The organism is Sphingomonas sp. dw_22 (assembly GCF_018449795.1).
Lineage (GTDB): Bacteria > Pseudomonadota > Alphaproteobacteria > Sphingomonadales > Sphingomonadaceae > Sphingomonas.
Genome location: NZ_JAAVVE010000033.1, coordinates 1 through 19,083 on the forward strand (window position 1 = coordinate 1; position 19,083 = coordinate 19,083).

22 protein-coding genes, 1 tRNA gene and 1 pseudogene are annotated in these 19,083 nt (G+C 66.1%); 7 read left to right on the forward strand and 17 right to left on the reverse strand.

The window, feature by feature from the left end; translation table 11 throughout:
* Positions 1 to 63: 63 nt before the first annotated feature.
* Positions 64 to 585 (reverse strand): hypothetical protein, encoded by a 522-nt coding sequence (locus HB724_RS14115; protein ID WP_213981581.1) that lies wholly within the window; start codon positions 583 to 585, stop codon positions 64 to 66.
* Positions 586 to 698: 113 nt separating this feature from the next.
* Between HB724_RS14115 and HB724_RS14120 the strand changes: the two genes are divergently transcribed.
* The 4 genes from HB724_RS14120 (at position 699) to HB724_RS14135 (ending at position 2,278) form a co-directional block, all read left to right on the forward strand.
* Positions 699 to 869, forward strand: a complete 171-nt coding sequence (locus HB724_RS14120; RefSeq protein WP_213981582.1) for a DUF1508 domain-containing protein — start codon at positions 699 to 701, stop codon at positions 867 to 869.
* A gap of 94 nt (positions 870 to 963) precedes the next feature.
* Positions 964 to 1,386 carry a large conductance mechanosensitive channel protein MscL gene (gene mscL / locus HB724_RS14125; RefSeq protein WP_213981583.1) on the forward strand — a complete coding sequence of 141 codons (423 nt, stop codon included), beginning with the start codon at positions 964 to 966 and terminating at the stop codon, positions 1,384 to 1,386.
* A 145-nt stretch (positions 1,387 to 1,531) separates the two neighbouring features.
* Positions 1,532 to 1,738 (forward strand): hypothetical protein, encoded by a 207-nt coding sequence (locus HB724_RS14130; RefSeq protein ID WP_213981584.1) that lies wholly within the window; start codon positions 1,532 to 1,534, stop codon positions 1,736 to 1,738.
* Positions 1,739 to 1,981: 243 nt separating this feature from the next.
* Positions 1,982 to 2,278 (forward strand): hypothetical protein, encoded by a 297-nt coding sequence (locus HB724_RS14135; protein WP_213981585.1) that lies wholly within the window; start codon positions 1,982 to 1,984, stop codon positions 2,276 to 2,278.
* Positions 2,279 to 2,410: 132 nt separating this feature from the next.
* Here the strand turns inward: HB724_RS14135 and HB724_RS14140 are convergent, their stop codons facing one another.
* On the reverse strand, positions 2,411 to 2,671 hold the full coding sequence (locus tag HB724_RS14140; RefSeq protein ID WP_213981586.1) for a hypothetical protein: 261 nt from the start codon (positions 2,669 to 2,671) through the stop codon (positions 2,411 to 2,413).
* A 5-nt stretch (positions 2,672 to 2,676) separates the two neighbouring features.
* Complete coding sequence (locus tag HB724_RS14145) at positions 2,677 to 2,838, reverse strand: hypothetical protein (RefSeq protein ID WP_213981587.1); 162 nt, start codon at positions 2,836 to 2,838, stop codon at positions 2,677 to 2,679.
* A gap of 397 nt (positions 2,839 to 3,235) precedes the next feature.
* Between HB724_RS14145 and HB724_RS14150 the strand changes: the two genes are divergently transcribed.
* Positions 3,236 to 6,211, forward strand: coding sequence for a carboxypeptidase regulatory-like domain-containing protein (locus HB724_RS14150; RefSeq protein ID WP_256731523.1), 2,976 nt, complete (start codon positions 3,236 to 3,238; stop codon positions 6,209 to 6,211).
* Between the two features lie 106 nt (positions 6,212 to 6,317).
* Positions 6,318 to 7,085: a DeoR/GlpR family DNA-binding transcription regulator gene (locus HB724_RS14155; RefSeq protein ID WP_213981589.1), complete on the forward strand. Its 768-nt coding sequence runs from the start codon at positions 6,318 to 6,320 to the stop codon at positions 7,083 to 7,085.
* On the opposite strand, the gene HB724_RS14160 is transcribed toward HB724_RS14155, so the two are convergent.
* From HB724_RS14160 to HB724_RS14195, 8 genes are all read right to left on the reverse strand, one after another.
* Positions 7,061 to 8,407: an MFS transporter gene (locus HB724_RS14160; RefSeq protein ID WP_213981590.1), complete on the reverse strand. Its 1,347-nt coding sequence runs from the start codon at positions 8,405 to 8,407 to the stop codon at positions 7,061 to 7,063. The genes HB724_RS14155 and HB724_RS14160 overlap by 25 nt on opposite strands.
* An 81-nt stretch (positions 8,408 to 8,488) precedes the next feature.
* On the reverse strand, positions 8,489 to 10,558 hold the full coding sequence (locus tag HB724_RS14165; protein ID WP_213981591.1) for a phospholipase C, phosphocholine-specific: 2,070 nt from the start codon (positions 10,556 to 10,558) through the stop codon (positions 8,489 to 8,491).
* Between the two features lie 18 nt (positions 10,559 to 10,576).
* Positions 10,577 to 11,464, reverse strand: coding sequence for an SDR family NAD(P)-dependent oxidoreductase (locus HB724_RS14170; RefSeq protein ID WP_256731524.1), 888 nt, complete (start codon positions 11,462 to 11,464; stop codon positions 10,577 to 10,579).
* 174 nt (positions 11,465 to 11,638) lie between these two features.
* Positions 11,639 to 12,106 (reverse strand): response regulator, encoded by a 468-nt coding sequence (locus HB724_RS14175; protein WP_213981592.1) that lies wholly within the window; start codon positions 12,104 to 12,106, stop codon positions 11,639 to 11,641.
* Positions 12,107 to 12,123: 17 nt separating this feature from the next.
* Positions 12,124 to 13,311, reverse strand: coding sequence for a histidine kinase dimerization/phosphoacceptor domain -containing protein (locus HB724_RS14180; protein ID WP_346344732.1), 1,188 nt, complete (start codon positions 13,309 to 13,311; stop codon positions 12,124 to 12,126).
* Between the two features lie 147 nt (positions 13,312 to 13,458).
* Complete coding sequence (locus HB724_RS14185; protein WP_213981593.1) at positions 13,459 to 14,496, reverse strand: zinc-dependent alcohol dehydrogenase family protein; 1,038 nt, start codon at positions 14,494 to 14,496, stop codon at positions 13,459 to 13,461.
* A 388-nt stretch (positions 14,497 to 14,884) separates the two neighbouring features.
* A complete protein-coding gene (locus HB724_RS14190) occupies positions 14,885 to 15,070 on the reverse strand; it encodes a helix-turn-helix domain-containing protein (protein WP_213981594.1) in 186 nt (61 codons plus the stop codon).
* Positions 15,071 to 15,135: 65 nt separating this feature from the next.
* Positions 15,136 to 15,729 carry an NAD(P)H-dependent oxidoreductase gene (locus tag HB724_RS14195; protein ID WP_213981595.1) on the reverse strand — a complete coding sequence of 198 codons (594 nt, stop codon included), beginning with the start codon at positions 15,727 to 15,729 and terminating at the stop codon, positions 15,136 to 15,138.
* 75 nt (positions 15,730 to 15,804) lie between these two features.
* On the opposite strand from HB724_RS14195, the gene HB724_RS14200 reads away from it, so the two are divergent.
* Positions 15,805 to 16,230, forward strand: a complete 426-nt coding sequence (locus tag HB724_RS14200) for a helix-turn-helix domain-containing protein (RefSeq protein WP_256731525.1) — start codon at positions 15,805 to 15,807, stop codon at positions 16,228 to 16,230.
* Positions 16,231 to 16,296: 66 nt separating this feature from the next.
* Here the strand turns inward: HB724_RS14200 and HB724_RS14205 are convergent.
* The 6 genes and pseudogenes from HB724_RS14205 to HB724_RS14230 all read right to left on the reverse strand — a co-directional run.
* Positions 16,297 to 16,419, reverse strand: a pseudogene (locus HB724_RS14205) (SDR family oxidoreductase); the annotation flags it as partial.
* Positions 16,420 to 16,573: 154 nt separating this feature from the next.
* Positions 16,574 to 16,650, reverse strand: a tRNA-Arg gene (locus tag HB724_RS14210).
* Between the two features lie 46 nt (positions 16,651 to 16,696).
* A complete protein-coding gene (locus HB724_RS14215) occupies positions 16,697 to 17,077 on the reverse strand; it encodes a DUF6491 family protein (RefSeq protein ID WP_213981597.1) in 381 nt (126 codons plus the stop codon).
* A gap of 13 nt (positions 17,078 to 17,090) precedes the next feature.
* Positions 17,091 to 17,762 (reverse strand): endonuclease III, encoded by a 672-nt coding sequence (gene nth, locus HB724_RS14220; protein ID WP_213981598.1) that lies wholly within the window; start codon positions 17,760 to 17,762, stop codon positions 17,091 to 17,093.
* Positions 17,759 to 18,487 (reverse strand): 4-hydroxy-tetrahydrodipicolinate reductase, encoded by a 729-nt coding sequence (gene dapB, locus HB724_RS14225; protein ID WP_213981599.1) that lies wholly within the window; start codon positions 18,485 to 18,487, stop codon positions 17,759 to 17,761. Before dapB ends, nth begins: the two co-directional genes overlap by 4 nt.
* A 193-nt stretch (positions 18,488 to 18,680) precedes the next feature.
* A complete protein-coding gene (locus HB724_RS14230; protein ID WP_213981600.1) occupies positions 18,681 to 19,025 on the reverse strand; it encodes a hypothetical protein in 345 nt (114 codons plus the stop codon).
* Positions 19,026 to 19,083 lie beyond the last annotated feature (58 nt).

Here is a 19,083-nt window from a genome sequence, read left to right on the forward strand (position 1 = left end):
ATCTGTCGGGCCTGGCCCTGGCATGCCGAATGTCGATACTGACCGGATGCTCCCGCCCGGGGTTCAGCAGCCCCGCGGCGCGGCAGCTTTCGGGGCCTCGCGCGGATCGACGCCCAGCGCCGCGTTGGTCAGTGCGGCCTGCGCCTCGGCCAGGCCCGCGTCGGAACGCAGCGTGGCCGATGCCTGGTGGAGCGGCATCCCGGTCCTGGCGTCCAGCGTGCGGATATTGAGCGTCAGCAGCTTCCCGCCCTCGAACAGCCGCTTCTCCGCCGGCGGATCGATCCAGTCCGGATTCGAGGCGCCGCATTTGCCCGGCGTGAAGGCGCCGACGGTACGCGCGCGCGCCGCCGTGCTCACTTCGACGCGCAGGTCCGGCGTGGCGCTCGGCGTATAGCCGAGCCGGCGCAGCCGCGCCTCGACCAGCGGAGCCGCGGCCTGCGATCCCGCATCCGGCGCGGCGACGATGGCGAAGGTCTGCGCACCGGCGGGAATGCCGGGGGGCAGCGACGCGACCGTCGCGACCGGCTTGGGCGTGCAGGCCGCGAGAAGCCCCGCCGCGGCGAATATGAACGCAAGTTCCCTCATGACCCTCACCAGCCCGTTGGCGCTGCGCGGAACCGTTACCGTTGTTTACACCCGAGCCCGCGCGCCGCGTGATACGCCTCTAGCATCATCATTTAGCGGCAAGGCACAAGACGATGAAGTTCGAAGTCTATCAGGATCGTCGGGGCGAGTTCCGCTGGCGCCTCAAGCATTCGAACGGAAACATCCTGGCCGTGTCGTCCGAAGGCTACAAGGCGAAGGCCAGCGCCCTGCGCTGCATCGAGAATATCCAGAACTCCGGAGAAGCCGAAGTTCACCACGCCTGAGGTCTGCACGCCCTGAGGTCTGGTGCGGCGGGGCCCGCGAACTCCCCCCTCTATCGCGGCCCCGCCAACCTTTTTCATTCAGGCAGGAGCCCCCATGTTCAGCGATTTCCGCGCCTTCCTGGCGAAGGGCAATGTCCTCAGCCTTGCCGTCGCCGTCATCATCGGCGCGGCCTTCGGCTCGATCGTCACGTCGCTGACCGACGACATCATCATGCCGGTGGTGGGCAGGATCCTCGGCGGTCTCGATTTCTCGGGCTATTTCCTGATGCTCGGGTCGGTGCCCGAGGGCTATAGGGGCTCGCTCGCCAGCTATGCCGAGCTCAAGGCAGCGGGCGTCCCGCTGCTCGGCTATGGCCGCTTCCTGACGGTCTCGGTCAATTTCCTCATCCTCGCCTTCCTCATCTTCCTGATGGTGCGCGCCGCCGGCCGGATCATCCGCGAGGCGGCAGCCGAGCCGAGCGACGAAGTGCTCCTCCTCCGCGAGATCCGCGACGCGCTGCGCAGCAGGGCCGGATAAGCACCGGCCCGTTCCGGCAGGAACCGCAAACGCAGGAGCCCGCATGGATTTTCTGGAGGGGGAGCATGACCTCCCCCCATATCGGGACCGCGCCGCTGCCGGGGGCGCCAGCGAGGCCGGTGGTTCCGCCGGACCGGGCGGGAGCTTGACCGGCAAGATCATCCGTATCAACGGCGCGAGCCAGAAAGTGGCGATCTCCAGGCTGGCCGGCGGCGGCGTGCGGATCGAAGGCGCGGATGGAATCCGCAACGGCAAGACGGTCCTGCTCCTGGTCGCCGGGGGTCCGGTGATCGAGCTGTCGGTACGATGGGTGATTGGCGATCAGGCCGGAGCGATCGTTCTGGGGCGATAGGGTTTTCGGCGGACGGTTATGCCGCTGATGGTTTATGGTTGGGCGCCGATCTCTGAGATGCTAGGCCGCAGTGGCCGATCATCCGGCGCTTCCAGGAGTTGCGGTTGGCCCGGGCCAGCTGTTAACAAGCAGCTTGACTGCACCAAATAAGGGCGGGGCTGCGGCCCCGCCTTTTCCTTGACCGAGGGATGCTCGATCCGCATCGGGGAGCCGAGGTGATCGGCATTTTCGGATATTCCACTGGTGAAGTTCGAAGGGCGGCGAAGTGGCCGGCCCGCTTCGTCCAGGCAGCCCGCAACGGTTTCTGAAAGCTTCGCGATGATATCGGCGCGACTTTATCGCATCGAGGTCCGCGAGCGGTTGCTGGGAGACCAGGATGCTGCCTTCTCCGGTCCGGTCGAGATCGAGGATGACGATCAGCGCGAGGGTGAGCAGCAGCGGGAGCAGGCCGATCGATGCCCGGCGCAGCCCGCGGTGCGACGCCGAGACCTGGCCCAGCATGAAGACGGCGAGCAGCACATCAGAGCAGCAGCACGTTGAGCACGCGATCGGGAATGTTCGCCGATCGCGCCGAGAGCCGTGCCGCGGCGACGCCGAAACTTTGCCGACCGCCTGGATCAATCCCTGTGCGATCGGCAGCGACGGCTCCGCGGACGGCCGTGCCATTGCTGCTCAGAGCCGATCCTGGCGCCGCTCCGTCTCCGCCATGCCGTCGCGGCCGGCATAGGCTTCGGACCAGCGCAGCCGCGCATCGACATATTGCCGGAGCAGCGCGCCCATCGCCGCCCGGTCGGGCGCGTACAGCAACTGGGCTTCGCGCCAAGTGGAGTCGAACGCATTGGCCTCCTGCACGACAAGGTCGCGCCGCGCTTCGAAGCGGTTGAGCGCGAGCGAGAAGGTGAAGCCGAGCAGCAGGGCAAACAGCCCCAGCATCGCGGTCAGCGCAGATAATCCTGGTCGGAGCCTGGCCGCTCGGGCCCGGCGTGCTGCCGATGCGACATCCGTGCCGCGGCGCGATAGCCAAGCTCCGCGCCGGCGATCAAGGCCAGGAACAGCAGGACGCCGAGCAGCGGCAGGAGCAGGCTGTGCAACCAGGGCATGACTATCCTCCTCACGGGAGCAGCACCGGAACCAGGGAACGCCCGGCGGGCGGAGCATCGGGTCTGAAGATTGGTGCACCCGACATGAGTATGATGGGCACTCAGACTATTGGGAAATTTTTGTTCGCCTGACCCGGTAAGGTCGGCTTTACGCCCGATCCCGGCCCGGGCGCTCGTGAAATAGCCGGCCAGCCCCGAAAGCCACCCCTCACCGCCAGTCCGGCCGGCAATGGGCACCGCTTGGCTACTGTGTGTGAATTTTATGTGTGTTTGTCACAAAAATTCCACGTGTGGCGCATAGTGCGCCGGCTGCGGCACGGTTTCACCGCGGCGCAAAATTCAATCATAATTGGGGGTTCCGATGTTTCGCCACACGCGACTTTCGTCGCGCGCAGCCTTGCGTGCGCTGTTGATGCTCGGCACGACCGTTCCGGCCGTCGCCATGAATACGCTGCCCGCCAGCGCGCAGGATTATACGAACATCGCGGCCTCGGGCCGTGTGACGGCGGAGGACGGCACGCCGCTTGTCGGCGCCCAGGTGAAGATCACCTCTTCGGACAAGGGCGTCAGCCGTTCGGTGACGACCGATGGCAGCGGCGCCTACACCATCCCGCAGCTCGCGCCCGGCAACTATGACTTCACCGTCAGCGCGGAGGGCTATGCGACCTATACCGAGGGCGGCATCCCGCTGACGCGCGAAACCGGCGGCGCGAACACCTTTCATTTGATTTCGGCCTCGCGGAACAACGAGATCGTCGTGACCGGCTCGCGCCAGCGCGTCGCGGACTTCCAGGATACCACCGTCGGCAGCACCATCAACCTCGCCTCGCTGACCGAGCGCGTACCGGTCGGTCGCACGCTGCGGGACGTGATGCTGCTAACGCCGGGCGCGGTCCAGGGCTCGTCGCCTTCGAACGGGGGCTTCGCCAACCAGGTGTCGATCGCCGGCGCGGCCTTCACCGAGAACGCCTTCTACATCAACGGCCTGAACGTCACCGATTTCGTCTCGGGCGGTCAGCCGACCGAGGTACCGTTCGACTTCTACCAGACCGTCGAGGTGAAGACCGGCGGCGCCCCGGCGGAGTTCGGTCGCGCGACCGGCGGCTATGTCGTCGCCACCACCAAGTCGGGTTCCAACGAATATCATGCGAGCGCGACCGGCATCTGGGAGCCGGACGGTTTGCGCGGCAGCTCGCCATCGACCCGCACGACCGACTATCGTCACGCCACCGCCAGCCGGCAGGAACTGATCCTCCAGGCCAGCGGCCCGGTCATCAAGGACCATCTGTTCGTCTACGGCCTCTACAATTTCCGCAACATCCGCTCGATGACCCCGCAGGCCAACCAGGACAATGCGACGGGCGTGACGAACACGAGCCCGTTCTGGGGCGGCAAGGTCGACGCCTATATCACCGGCGACCATCATCTCGAGTTCACCTATTTCGACACGACCAACGACACGCACAACCGCAGCTATGACTGGGATCGCACCAACTTCACGCTCGGCGAGAAGACCGGCGGCACCAATGCCCGCGCGGGCGGCATCAACTATGTCGGCCGCTATACGGGCACCTTCACGCCGTGGCTGACGCTGTCCGGCGCCTATGGCGTCAACAAGCTGCGCTCGGGCAACGTGCCGCTCGACATCACCAACCCGCAGGTGGTCGATTACCGGACGGATCCGGCCGGCATCCAGATCGGCCTCAACAAGGTCACCGACGCCTTCAGCCAGACCGACGACGAGCGCGAATTCTATCGCGTCGACGCCGATCTGCAGTTCCATCTGTTCGGCGCGCACCACGTTCGCGCCGGCTATGATCATGAGAAGGACACGCAGTCGCAGACCTTCGAGACCATCGGCGGCGGCGCCCTCAAGATCTATGCCGTCACCGAGGATTCGGCCGCGCGCATCGGCCTGCCGGTCGGCACGGAATATTACACGACGCGCGTCTATGCCCAGAACGGCATCGCCCATGTCCGCAACGAAGCCTTCTACCTGCAGGATCAATGGTCGCTGCTCGACAACCGGCTGCGCCTGGATCTCGGCGTGCGCAACGACCGCTTCAGCAATCAGGGCGTGAACGGCGAGTCGTTCTTCGAATCGGGCAATCAATGGGCCCCGCGCCTTGGCGTCTCGTTCGATCCGCTCGGCGACGGGCGCACCAAGATCTTCGGATCCTATGCGCAATATTATCTGCCGATGGCCGGCGACATCAATCTGAACGTAGCGGGCAGTCTCGTCACCTATACGCGATACAATCTCTTCAACGGCGTGAGTGGCGCCGGCAACATCCCGGTCGAAGGCGCGCCGATCCTGACGGTCACCAACACCACCGCCTGCCCCGATACCCAGGTGAAGAATTGCGAAGTCTCGGCCGACGGCTCGGCGTTCAATCCGTCCGGCGCGATCGCGAGCAACATCAAGCCGCAGTCGGACAATGAGTTCATCCTGGGCGCCGAGCACCAGTTCGGCGATCATGTCCGCATCGGTGCCTATTTCACGCATCGCGAGCTCAAGAACGTCATCGAGGACATCTCGATCGATGCCGGCGCCCGCGCCTATTGCGTCGCCCAGGGCTTCACCGCGGCGGCCTGCCAGGCGGCATATCCCGGCGGCAGCCAGTTCGTCATCGCCAATCCGGGCAAGGACGTGACGGTGCAGATCAACAAGCTGCCCGACGGCACCACCCCGACGGTGACGCTCAAGGCATCCGAGCTCGACTATCCGAAGCCGAGCCGCAACTATAACGCGCTGACGCTGACCTTCGATCGCACCTTCGACCAGAAGTGGAGCCTTTCGGCGTCCTACACGCTCGCGTTCGACAAGGGGAATTATGAGGGCGGCGTCCGGTCGGAGAACGGGCAGCTCGCGATCAACCGCACCGCGGACTTCGACTCGCCGGGCTTCGTCAACGGAGCCTATGGCTATCTGCCGAACGACCGCCGGCACAGCTTCAAGGCCTATGGCAGCTACCGCCTGTTCGACGCGCTAGATCTGGGTGCCAACGCGGTGATCCAGTCGCCCGAGCACTATAGCTGCATCGGCGCGGTGCCGGTGGATGTCGACGCCTATGCGAACACCTATCACGGTTATGCTTATTACTGTCGCGGCCAGCTCATTCCGCGCGGCACCGCATTCAACGGCGACTGGCTGACCCAGTTCGATATCAGTGCGGTCGCCCATTTGCCGCTGCCGTACAAGGTCGATGCTTCGATCCGCCTCGACATCTTCAATGTGTTCAACAGCAATGCGGTGACGTCGTACAACAATTTCGGCGAACAGGGCGACGGATCGGCCAACCCCGACTATCGCTCGCCGGTCAACTATCAGTCGCCGCGTTCCATGCGGCTGACGGCACGCCTCGGTTTCTGAGGCTTTTCGCCGGGGCCGGTCCTGCCGGCCCCGGCACATCCTGCTTGCAAAATCATGGACGCCCAGCATGTCTCGCCGGGGTGTTGGATCGTGGGGAATCAGTGCGATGGAGGGAGCGATAGAGAAAAGATCAAAGCGTCAGCGCGAGATCATGTCTCGGCTGCGCAGCGGGCGGACGCTGTCGGTGACGGCGCTTGCGGCCGATCTCTCCGTGTCGGACGAGACGATCCGTCGCGAGCTGCGCGCGCTCGAGGATCATGGCGTCATCATCCGCGAACATGGCGGCGCGCGCATGGCCGCTCCGGTGCATGAGGGGCCTCTCCATCAGCGGATGGAGGAGAATGCGGACGCGAAGCTGCGCATCGCCCGCGCGGCGGCCGAGCTCGTGCCCGATGGTGGGATCGTCTTCATCGATGCCGGCACGACGAGCTGCTTCATCGCGCGCCAACTCGTCGAGCGGCGCTCGCTCACCGTCATCACCAATTCCTTGCGCGTGGCGAGCGATCTTGGCGGCATCAACAACAACCGCCTGTTCCTCGCCGGAGGACAGATGGATTACGACTATCGCGCCTTTTCGGACCATAATGCGCTGGATTATGTCCGCGGCTTGACCCCGCACCTCGCCATTCTCTCCGTCGGCGGGATCAGCATCGAGCGCGGGTTGATGGATTTCCATCCCGGCGAGGCGGAGATGAGTCGGATCGTCTATGCCACTTCGAGGCAGGTGCTGCTCGCGGCCGATTCGTCCAAGTTCGGCCGCTATGCGCTGGTCCAGACCGCGGCCCTCACCGATGTCGACATCCTCGTTACCGACAAGCCGCTCGACGCAGACTTCGCCAGCGCCTTTGCTCACGCCGAGGTGGTGGTCGCCTGACGCGTGCGGACGGCGCGCATCAGCGGCAGGCCTGCGACGAGCACGAGTAGCGCGCCGACGCCCGCTACGCCCGCTTGGAGCAGCCAGAAATGCCCGATGGCCATGCGCTCGTAGAAGACGCCGCTGAACCCGACCCACAAGCTGGCGAAGAAGCCGTGCAGGTAGAACAGTCCCATCCAGAAGCCGACCAGCCGCCCCGGCGCGATGCCGGCGATGAGGCTCAACCCTGACGGCCAGATCAATACTATCGCGGCGTCGATCAGCAACAGATAGCCGAACGCCCAGGGAAGGGGCAGGGCCGTGTCGCCGCTGGTTGCGCCGCCGATCGCGAGAACCAGATATCCGGCCGCGCAGAACAGCCCGCCGAGCAGGATTTGGACCACCGCGCCGATCGCCACGCCGCGCCGCTCTAGCGCGCGCATCGCCCATTGCGATCCGCCGATCAGCGCCAGCGTGAAGGCACCGTCGAGCGAGAGGAACCAGGCGACCGGCATCGTCCATCCGCCCAGCCGCAGGTCGACACGGGTCCGCGCCCATACCAGGAAGATGTTGCTGAGCTGGTCATAGGCCGAATAGCAGAGATATACCGCCACCAGCGCGACGATCAGCAGGGCGGTGGCCGCGATCGGATCGGTCCGCGAACCGGCCGGCGCCGCGACGGCCTTCGCGCGGCTCGGTTCGGTGCCGCTACGCGCGTAGAATAGCAGCCCGATCGCGAGCGCCGCGGCGGCCGCCCCGATCGCATATGCCGGTCCGGCGAAGGCCGCCAGCGCACCGCACACCAGCGGGCCGCAGATCACGCCGGCGTTGAGGAAGCCAAGATAAAGGGCATAGCCGCGCCGCCGCTGCGCCTCGTCGCGAAACAGCAGCCCGACCTGCGCCGACAAATTTCCCTTCAGCAACCCGGTGCCGATCGCGAACGGGACCAGGCCGACCAGGAAGCTCCGCTCGCCCAGCATCATCGTCAGGCCGATCAGCATGCTGGCGCCGCCGCACGCTACCATCGTCCGCCGGCTGCCGACCATGTCGCCAATTAGTCCGCCGAGTGGGATCGACAGATAGATCAGCGCATTGGCATAGCCATAGATCTGCGAGGCGAGGCCGGTGGTGGAGACCTGTCCGAACAGCGCCGCGCTCGCGTCGCGGATGGCGGCGGCCCCGATCACGCGCGACAGGTTCCCGGCCAGCACGTGATCGACCAGGATCAGCACGAGGAGCGACTTCATGCCGGACATGGCGAAGCGCTCCCAGAACTCCATCGCCGCCAGCGCGAGGAAGCGCGAGGTCAGCACCTTGTCGTCCGTCGCCGCGCCCGATTCCATCACGCCCGCCCTTATCGAACGGTGCCCCTAGGCGCCCTTCGCAACAGGCTGATGACAACCGGGCAGGCGGCGCGCAGGCCTTCAGGCGGGATGCGGAAAGGCGGCGGCGGGCTCGCTGCTTCCCGGCCGGCCGGTTTCGACATGGCCGGCAAGGCGCAGCCGTGCCCCGCCGGGGGCGGTCAGCAGCAGGTCGTACCAACGGTGATCGGGAAGCGCGGCCGGCAATTGCGCCTCGGTGCCAGGGGCGATGGCGAGCTGCTCGCGGGCGCCTGTATGCGCGCAGTGGGTGGACACCGTCACCGACTCCGCGTCGCGATTGGCGACATGCAGCGCACTGGCTGCCTCGCCCTCGCGCCAGACGATCGCGGCTTCGATCCGGGGAGCACCCGCCTCGCCGCGAAAGTCGCGCTGGAAGCCGTTGGGACCGCGCACGGTGAGGGCATGCGACCGGTCTCGGCGAAGCGGCCAGCTTTCCTCCAGTCGCGAGTTCGCCGCGACGGTGAAATAGCGCCAGCCGGGAAACGCCACTTCGTCCTGCACCCCGAACACGACGCCTGCGGGTCCGTCGTTCACGAAGCGCAATGTCAGGCCAGCGTCAGACCAGACCGGCTCGACCGTGAAGCGATAGGGCAGCGGCCGGGCCGGGCGGGTGCCCGTTTCCTGCGCAGGCACGCCTTCGCTCCTGGCGATCTGCGGGGCCGGCGCGGTGGCGCACAGCTTTTCGGTTTCCGCGACATAGTCCACGACGGACGGCAGCGCCGTCACCCAGCGCGTGTCGAGGCGCGCCCGATACGGCACGTCGAAATCGAAGATCGAGGTCAGGTCCCCGCACGCGGCGCGGCGCCAGGGCGAGATGTTCGGCTCGGCCACACCGAAGCGCTTTTCCAGAAAGCGGAGCACCGAAGTATGATCGAAAAGCTGCGAGTTCACCCAGCCGCCGCGCGTCCAGGGCGAGATCACCAGCATCGGCACGCGCGGCCCCAGCCCGACCGGCTCGCCCTGATAGGTTTCGCTGCGCACATCGACATTGCTCGCGCCATAGCACGGCGCGATCGCAGGCATCGGCGCAGGCACATGGTCGAAGAAGCCGTCATTCTCGTCATAGTTCAGGATGAAGGCGGTCTTCGCCCAGACCTTCGGATTGGCGGCGAGCGCGGCGACGAGGCTGGAGATCAGCACCTCGCCGAACGGTACCGGGGCGTCGGGATGCTCGCTCATCTGCATCATTGGCACGATCCACGAGACGGACGGCAGGCGATCGGCGGCGACATCCGCGGCGAAGGCGGCGATCAGGTGCCGGGCCTGCGTCTTCTCCGGGTCCGCAGGTGCCACGCCGTCGATCCAGTCGACATGGGCACGCCCGCGCCGATAGCGCGAAGATGCCCGGTCGAGCTTGCGGAACTCCTTGAAATAGCCAAGTGGATTGTCCGAATAATTGGCCAGCTCCTGGTAGATGCGCCACGAGATACCCGCTTCCTCCAGACGCCCGGCATAGGTGCGCCAGGGCAAGCCGTCGGTTTCGTCGTCCTTCGCCATGTCCGCGCCGGGATTGGGATCGCTGCCGCCGTTGGTGACGCAATAGATGCCTTCCTGACCGACGCTGAGGCCGTTGGTGCCGGTGAAGTGGTAGAGCCGGTTCGGGCCGGTTGGGCCCTGCAGCGAGCAGTGATAATCGTCGCAGATGGTGAACTGGTCGGCCAGCGCGTAATAATAGGGAATATCGTCGCGGGTCAGGTGTGCCATGGTGAGCGGTCCCTTCTGCTCCGCCCAGACGTCCCAGTTGCGCCAGCGCGCCTGGCTGTCCTTCCAGCTATGATCGAGCCCTGTGAAGCAGCGCGCGTTGCTGCTGTTGTAGTCGAGCCGGAACGGCCATGCGATCTGCCCACCGTCGCGATCGGCGCGGCGCTGTGCCCAGACGGGCTTGCCGCCCGGTAGCGTGACCGGGCGCGGATCGCCGAACCCGCGCACGCCGCGCAGCATGCCGAAATAATGGTCGAACGAGCGGTTCTCCTGCATCAGGATCACCACATGCTCGATATCCTGGATCGAGCCGCGTCCAGCCGATCGTCCCAGACCCTTCGCGGCCCCGCCTTCCGCGGCGGCGGCGACGCCGGAAGCGCCCAGGATGAACGTTCTGCGATCGATCGCCATGTCCTACTCCCCCATGCCCTATTCGGTTTCACGCAACGCGACTTGCCGGACGGCAAGTGCGCTCGTCGCTAGGCGCGCTATGTGGAAGAGATGTGACGAAAGCCGAATCTTGAGTGATTGTTGATTAATATGGTCAAAATTCCAACATTGATGCCCAAGCCCGCCCCAGGAACATGGCCGATGTTCGCCGAATAGACCCCTTGATCCCCGTCCCGATGGAAAACCGTTCCAACGACGGCACCTAATCTGGCCACGCATTTCGGAAAGAGCCTCTTGTGGCACTTCAGCGTCGTCCTTTTTGCGTTCTTTCTGATTGAAACCTGCCGCCTGGGGCCGGCGACGGCGGGGCTCCTCATCGCGTCGGCGCTGTCGCTGAACGGCGTGGCCGATCTGGCATTGGGCTCCCCCTGGCAGCGATCGAAGACCACTACCGTTGAGGCGGCAGAGCGCTTCTAGGCGGCTGGCGCGGTAGCGGCCGCGACCTTCTTCACGCTTTTCGGTTTCTGCCGCGCTTAGCCGCCACTGCAGCGAGAGATTGTTCTTGCGGAACAGAGCAATATCCGTTCTTTCGAAGATCGGCACCGTCGGCGCAGCCTCCTTGGCCGACGTGGCGAGCACCAGCGCGATCACGCCGCCATCGGTGATGACCGCGACAGGTCGCGGACCAGCCGTACCGCGTCCAGGAAGACGCTTTCGAACGCCCGCGCCAGGCGGCGTCGCCGGCCGGAAGGCGATCCTGTCCGCATCAGGTCTCAGCGCATCCCGCACCCGGACGAACTTCTCCTTCGTGCGTCCGGTGACCAGGACATTGGCGCCTTCGGCGATGGGGGCCCTGGCCGACGCGAGGCCCAGCCCGTCGGTGCCGCCGGTCACGATGAAAGTCTTGCCCAAGAGATCCAGATCCATGTCGTCCTCGCCTTCGAAGGGTGTCGTCGCCCGGGACTCTGTGGGACAGGCCGGAGGCGATGCGACCGCGAGGCGCAGAAGGCGCAGCGGGAGTAGGCGGTGCCCGGTTGTTGCAGCTTCAAGCGGACGTTGAAGCCGGTCCGGCGTCTCCGGCCCGCGCCGCCTGTGTCGGTCCTAGGCCGCCGGCGCGAGACCGAAGCCGGCGTCCTCGAACACTTCGAGTCGGGCCGGTCTCGGCAGCGAGGCGTCGCCTTGCAGGCGCGCCAGCAGATAGGCCACGGCGAGCACCATGTCGGCGGCGTCATAGGGCTTGGGCATCGAGGCGATCGCCACGGTCTGCGCCGACCTGGTCCGGCTGACCTGTCCGCTGATCAACAGGACCGGAATCCCCAGCGCCTTCAGATGTTCGGAGAGTTCGATGCCGTCGTCGCGCCCGGCGAGCCGGATATTGACCAGCGCCAGATCGGGTTTTCTGGCCTTCGCCACTTCCAGCGCCTCGGCGTGGTGATCCGTCAGGTCGAGGACGTGGTATCCGGCGTCCGCCAGTTCGTCCCGCAGGGTCGTCGCTACGAGCACTTCGTCCTCGACGATCATCAGGGTCTTGCCCGTCTTGCCCGTCTTGCCATCTTGCGGTGCGGTCATGGTCGTTCCTCTGCTCGTCAGCCGCTGATCGCGCCGGACGCCGGGCGCGCCCCGGCGTCCGGCGCGCTCGCCGTCTCGGGTTCGTCCTGCACCAGGGCGATCTGGGTATGCCTGATGGAAACCTGGGTTCCGGGATGCTCCGGCGTCATTTCGACCGAAGCGTTCAACTGTCCGGCCAGGGCCCGGACGATGCTCGTCCCCAGACCCGACCGCACCGGCGCGCTCAATGGCATGCCGACGCCGTCGTCGCGCACGCACAGGATCCAGTTCGGCCCGTGGAAATTATAGTCGACCGTGATCTTGCCGGGCCTTCCGTCGGGAAAGGCGTGTTTCAGCGCGTTGATCACCAGTTCGGTGACGATCAGGCCCAGCCCCACCGAGACCCTGGCTTCGACCACCCCTTCGCCGCCCTCGACGGTCAGGGAAACCTGGTCGACGTCGCCGATCATCGAGGCCGAGATGCTTTCGCAAAGTCGGGTGAAATAGACTCGCACCTCGACGTCGCCATCCCCGGAGGTGGACAGCAGCCGTTCGAGGGCCGCGACGGACATCACCCGGTGGTGGGCGTCCCGGAGATGGCCGCGTGTCTCGTCCGACGTGGTCCTTCGCGCATTCTGCAGCAAGACGCTGGCAATGATCTGCAGGCTGTTGGCGACCCGGTGGCGGACCTCCTGCAGCAGCACGCTGTTCTGGCGTAGCGCGTCTTCCTTCAGCGCGGCATCGGCCCGCGCGTCCGTGACGTCCGACACGGCGACGAGGATGCGCGTCTGTTCGAGATCCAGATAGACCAGCCGCCGGGCCTGGACGATCAGATGCCGAACCGGCCGCCGCGGCGGTTTAAGGTCGATGTCGCGGGCGTCCGGCGCTCCCGCGCCGGACGTGGTCGCGGCCATCAAGGATCGCAGTTGGGGGCTGTCCCATTCGCCGTCGTCCAGGGCGTAGAGCGGCTGGCCCGTCAGCACCCCCGCCTCGACGCCGAAAACGTCGCAGAACGAGGTGCTGGCCGCGATGACGGTAAGCTCGCCGTCCAGAAGCAACAACGGTGCGGGCGAGGACGTGACGACCGCCAGGGTCAGGCTCAAGGCCACGTCTTCGGGACTATGCTTTTCAACAGACATGATCAGCCTTCGGAAATACCGGAGGCTCGCGAAGCGAAAGCCAAGTGCCGGGAAGTCGCGAAGGTCGAAACAGGTGTTAATCGACACTCTTGGAGCCATCGCGTGGAGTCATAACGGTTGGCGGCCCCCGAAGTTGCGCCGGCCTTTCCACGAGATCGTCGGCGATCTCGATGTCATCATCCCGGGCCGCGTTCGCCGTCGACCCTGCATCGGCGGCGTGCCTCCCAATGGCCTCTAGGTCGAAATGATCACCTTCAACGCGCCGGTGTCGGCGGCGCGGCCGAAGGCGTCATAGGCGTCGAGGATTTCGTCGAGCGCGAAATGGTGGGTGATCAGCAGGTTCGGATCGATCCGGCCCGACTGCACGGTCTTCAGCAGCATCGGCGTCGAGACCGTATCGACCAGCCGCGTGGTGATCGACACATTCTGCGACCACAGCCGCTCCAGGTGCAGGTCGACCTTGGAGCCGTGGACGCCGACATTGGCGATCACTCCGCCCGGCGCGACGATGTCCTGGCACAGCAGGAAGGTCGGGGCGATCCCCACCGCCTCGATGGCGGTGTCGACGCCGCGTCCCTCGGTCAGGGCCTTGACTGCCTCGGCGGCGTCGCCGTCGCCGCTGTTGATCGTATCCGTGGCGCCGAAGCGGCGGGCGACCGCCAGCCGGCTGTCGTCGAGGTCGATCATGATGATCCGGGCCGGCGAATAGAACTGCGCCGTCAGCAGGGCCGCCAGGCCGACCGGCCCGGAACCGACGATGGCCACCGTCGCGCCGGGGGCTACCTTGCCGTTCAGCACGCCGCACTCGAAGCCGGTCGGCAGGATGTCGCTGAGCATCACCAGGGCCTCTTCGTCGGCGCCCGCGGGGATGGGGTAGAGGCTGGTGTCGGCGTGGGGCGTGCGGACATATTCCGCCTGGGTTCCGTCGATCTCGTTGCCGAGGATCCAGCCGCCGGTCGTGCAATGCGAATACATGCCCCGCCGGCAATAGTCGCACTTGCCGCACGAGGAGATGCAGGAGATCAGCACCCGGTCCCCTGGCTTGAACGCCGTCACGCCGGCTCCGACCGAGTCGATCACCCCGACCCCTTCATGGCCGAGGATGCGGCCCGGCGCACAGGTGGCGACATCGCCCTTGAGGATGTGCAGGTCGGTGCCGCAGATGGTGGTGTGGGTGATCCTGACGACGGCATCGCTGGGCGCCTGAAGTTCGGGCTTGGGCCGATCCTCCAGGGTCTTGATGCCGGGACCGCCGTAAACAAGCGCTTTCATGGCTCTTCTCCTTGAGGGGAGGCGGCGCGCCGCCGGAAGCGCCGGCGCCGGGCCTGCACAGACCCTGGGCGGTCTCGTCGCGGTTGACCAGTGGATTCTTGGGTTTGCGACATGGCCGCCGGAACCTTGGGCGGGTGGCGCGATCCGGTCGTCGGGAAGTGTCGGGACGTCAGAAATACCCGGTTCGTGCGTCTGTCCCATCGAGCGGCAAGAGGCGTGTCGATCCTGGAGATCGCTCGATCGAACAGCGATCGGGCATCCAGCGCGTCGTCGAGGCGGTCGAGCAGAGCCGCGACGTCTCCCGCTTCGGCATTCAATTCCTCAGCGCTGTCGCCAAGCGCCCGCCAGAGCGGTGTGAGCTCGGCGACGAGCGCCTGCCCCCGCGACGTCAGGTGATCGGCCGACGGCGCGCACCCTCCTCGTCGTTGAGGCTATGCACCAAACCTGCTGCTTCGAGCGAATAGCGGGCCTGGCTGACGGATACATGGGTGACACGGAGCGAAGCCGCGATCTCTGCCACCGTCATTGGTCCGTTGAGCGCGATTTGATTGAGGGCGCCTACATAACCTGTCAAGCAGCGGGCGCTGGGGCGTACCCCCCCGCCCGCCTAATGGCGGGCGGGAGATGTGCTGCCGATCGTCAGGCGTCGGCCGCGCGGGCTGCGATGGTCGCCTTGGCCCACCAGACCAACTCGTCGAGCGCGGCGGTCGCCGACGGGATCAGGTTCGTCTCGATCGTCTCGATCGGCTGCTTCCCGAAATAAGGATGGATCGCCATGAAGTCGCCACCGCCGATATGGACGGCGGACTTGGTCGAGACCATCTGCAACTCGATGCCGATGCCGCGCAGGTGCTCGACAGCGCGTGTGGCGCCGGTGCCGCCATAGCCGATCGCGGTGAAGGGCTTGCGGTTCCACTCCTTGTAGGCCTGGTCGAGCGCGTTCTTGAGTACGCCGGTGATCGAGTGGTTATATTCGGCGACGACGAAGATATAGCCGTCATACTGAGCGATCGTCTGCTGCCAGCGGACCGCTTCAGGGTTCACGCTCGGCGCCCAGAGGTTGGACATGGCCTCGTCGAAGAAGGGCAGCGGATGGTCGCGCAGATCGACCACTTCCACATCGATGTCGCCACGCGCCTGGACTTGCTTCAGCATCCATTGGGCGGGGGTATCGGCGAAACGGGTCGGACGGGTCGAACCGATGATGAGGGCGATCCGGGGCTTGGCAGTCATTGATAACCTCGTATTTAGCAGTTTCCAGAGGTAACCTGATTACCTATTGTGATCGGAGCCGAACAAGGAGGCACCTTGGCGACACCAGATAACCAGGCGGAAACCCCCTCGCCGTGCGCAGGAAGCGGGCCATCGTGTGAGGCCGGACACGGGACGTCGTGCGAGCACATCAGCCGCACGCTGGCGCGGGTCAGCGATAAATGGTCGATGCTGGTCGTGCGCGTGCTGGGGAGAGGGCCCCGTCGGTTCAACGCGCTTCGGCGGGAGATTGGCGAGATCAGTCAGAAGGTGCTCGCCTCGACGCTGCGCGATCTGGAAGAACATGGGTTCGTCTCGCGAACGGTGGCTCCGACGAACCCGCCCCAGGTAGAATATGCGTTGACCGATCTGGGGCGCGAGTTTCTCGATCCAGTCCGGGCGCTTGCCGAATGGGTGATGACTAACGCGCCGCGCATGGATGCAGCGCGTGCCGCCTATGCGGCAAGGCGGGCGAGCGAGTAGCGTGGTCGTTCACACTGTTCGATGGAGGCACCCGGCACGGAGATCGGGGGCGCATCCGGGCATAGATCAGGCGCTATATCCTCCGTCCATGGGAATGACCGCGCCGGTGATATAGCTTGCGGCAGAGCCGGCGGCGAAAGCGACCGCTACTGCGATTTCCTCCGGCCGGCCATAACGTTCGAGCGCGGTCGCGGTCTTCAAGTTTCCCGGGACGCCCGCCTGGGCGCGAATCAATCAGCATGCAGGCGCGAATTCGCACCGCCTTCGTCCGCCAGAATCCACCAAGGTTCGGGAGTGGATATTTGACGAGTTTGCCCTCGGAGAGGGCTAAATCATTGAAAACTGGTGCACCCGACTGGATTCGAACCAGTGGCCTCTGCCTTCGGAGGGCAGCGCTCTATCCAGCTGAGCTACGGGTGCCTGGAAACAGGCGCCTAGCAAAGCCTATCCGCGGATGCCAGCCGTTTCAGCGTGCCCCGTCGAGCGTCACTGGCTGGAACTTGCCGAGACCGCAGGTCGCGCCGCGGCTGAGGCCCGGGGAGACCAGCACCGTGATCGTGTCCAGCGAGCAGAGATCGTTGGTCGAGGTTTTGTGCGCGAATCGCTGCTCGAAGCCCAGTTGCGGGCAGGCGCTGTCGAGCGTGTTGCGATAGACCTTCCTGCCGTTGGTGATGAAATCGATCGTCCGGTCGTCGCGCACCTTGGTGTCGCGGATGTCGGTGAGGCGCAGGCAATCGACCGGTTCACCCGCGGGGGTGGCGGCCGGAACCTTGTCCTTGTGCTGCTCGCCGGCAGTGCCGGGAGCGGCGAGGAAGAGCAGCGACGAAGCGGCGATCAGCAGGCGCATGGCGGCGATCCTTCTAGCGTGCGCCGCGCGGCGGGGGCTTGCGATCCGCGGGCGCGGGGGTCTTGGGCTGGAACGCACAAAGATCGGCGACGATGCATCGCCAGCATTCGGGCGTCCGAGCCTTGCAGATATACCGGCCGTGCAGGATCAGCCAGTGATGCGCGTGCAGCCGAAAGGGCTGGGGCACGGCTTTCTCGAGCTTCAGCTCGACGGCGAGCGGCGTCTTGCCGCGCGCGAGGCCGGTGCGGTTGCCGACGCGGAAGATATGCGTGTCGACCGCGAAGGTCTCGGCGCCGAAGGCGACGTTCATCACCACGTTCGCGGTCTTGCGGCCGACGCCGGGGAGCTTTTCCAGCTCGTCGCGGTCGGCGGGAACCTTGCCGCCATGATCGCGGATCAGCGCTTCGGACAGGGCGATGACGTTCCTGGCCTTGGTGTTGAACAGGCCGATCGTCTTGATGTGCTGCTTCAAGCCCTCCTCGCCCAGCGCGACCATCTTTTCGGGCGTATCGACCTCGGCGAACAGGCGGCGGGTGGCCTTGTTGACGCCGGCATCGGTCGCCTGGGCGGAGAGGACGACGGCGACGAGCAGCGTATAGTCGTTGACCGATTCGAGCTCGGTCTCGGGATGCGGGTTGGCCTCCGCCAACCGCGCGAAGAACTCGACGACCTGAGCCTTGTTCACACCGCCAGCACCTGGTCCATCGTATAGCGGCCGGGCTGCTGGCCGGCGAGCCAGAGGGCGGCCTGGACGGCGCCGCGCGCGAAGATGGCGCGATCGTCGGCGCGGTGGATGAGCTCGATCCGCTCGCCGGCGGTGGCGAAGATCACGCTGTGATCGCCGACCACCGATCCGCCGCGCAGCGACGCCATGCCGATCGTCCCCGAGGCACGCGCGCCGGTGAGGCCGGCGCGGGCGGGCACGCCGGCTTCGGCGAGCGTAGTGCCGCGCCCGCGCGCCGCCGCCTCGCCCAGCATCAGCGCGGTGCCGGACGGTGCATCGACCTTGTTGCGGTGGTGCATCTCGACGATCTCGATGTCCCACTCCGCATCCAGCTTCAGCGCCGCCTCGCGCACCAGCCGGGCGAGCAGGGCCACGCCGACCGAGGTGTTGCCGGTCTGGAGCACGGGGATCTCGGCGGCGGCGGCGTCGATCAACTGATGCTGCACGGGGCCGAGCCCGGTGGTGCCGATCATGATCGGCGTCCAGGCCGCGCGCGCGGCGGAGAGATGCCCTTCCAGCGCGGCGGGGGCGGAGAAATCGACCAGCACGTCCGCCTTGCGGGCGAGGTCGGCGGGATCGTCGCCGACATCCGCGCCGCCCGCGAGCTGCGCGCCGAGTTCATGGGCGATGGCGGCGATCGCCTGCCCCATGCGGCCCTGGCTGCCGAAAATGCCGATGCTGGTCATGGCTTCGCTCTAGGCCAGCGGGTGCGCGAGCGCCAGATGGAGCGCGATCGATCGGTTTTGGTTGACACGATTGACACTCGCTATGTCGAAAATCCTGGGGGGGCGATCGGAGACCGTTTTCCTGGAACCGACGATGAGAAAGAGCCGGCGGAGCTTCGCAGGCGAAATCCTACATTGCCAGAAGTTTCGGTTCTCACTTGTCCTCGGGCTGCCTGGGCTTCTTCTTGCCGCCGAGCGGAATCTTGAGCGTGACCATGGCACTCGGCACGCTGACGCCGCCTACGCCGCGCTGGACGGCCTCGACCGTGCCACTGCCGCCTCCCGGCAACTTGAAATCCGGGCGAAGCGGCTGGGGTTCGTAGCGCGGCTCGGTCCGGCGAAGGCGGAAACGCGACTGGTCCATATTGCCGCAGACGGTGATTCCGTCGGTCGCCTCGCCGCAGCGGGCCGGCGGCGGGGGCGTCCCGTCGTCGGGGCCGGGAGGGAGCGACGACGTGCGATCCTGGGCAAGCGCGAGCAGCAGGGCAAAGGCGAGCATCGGTTCCCCTCTGGACAATCGCCAGCATGGTAGCGTGTCATTTGCGGCAGGCGCATGG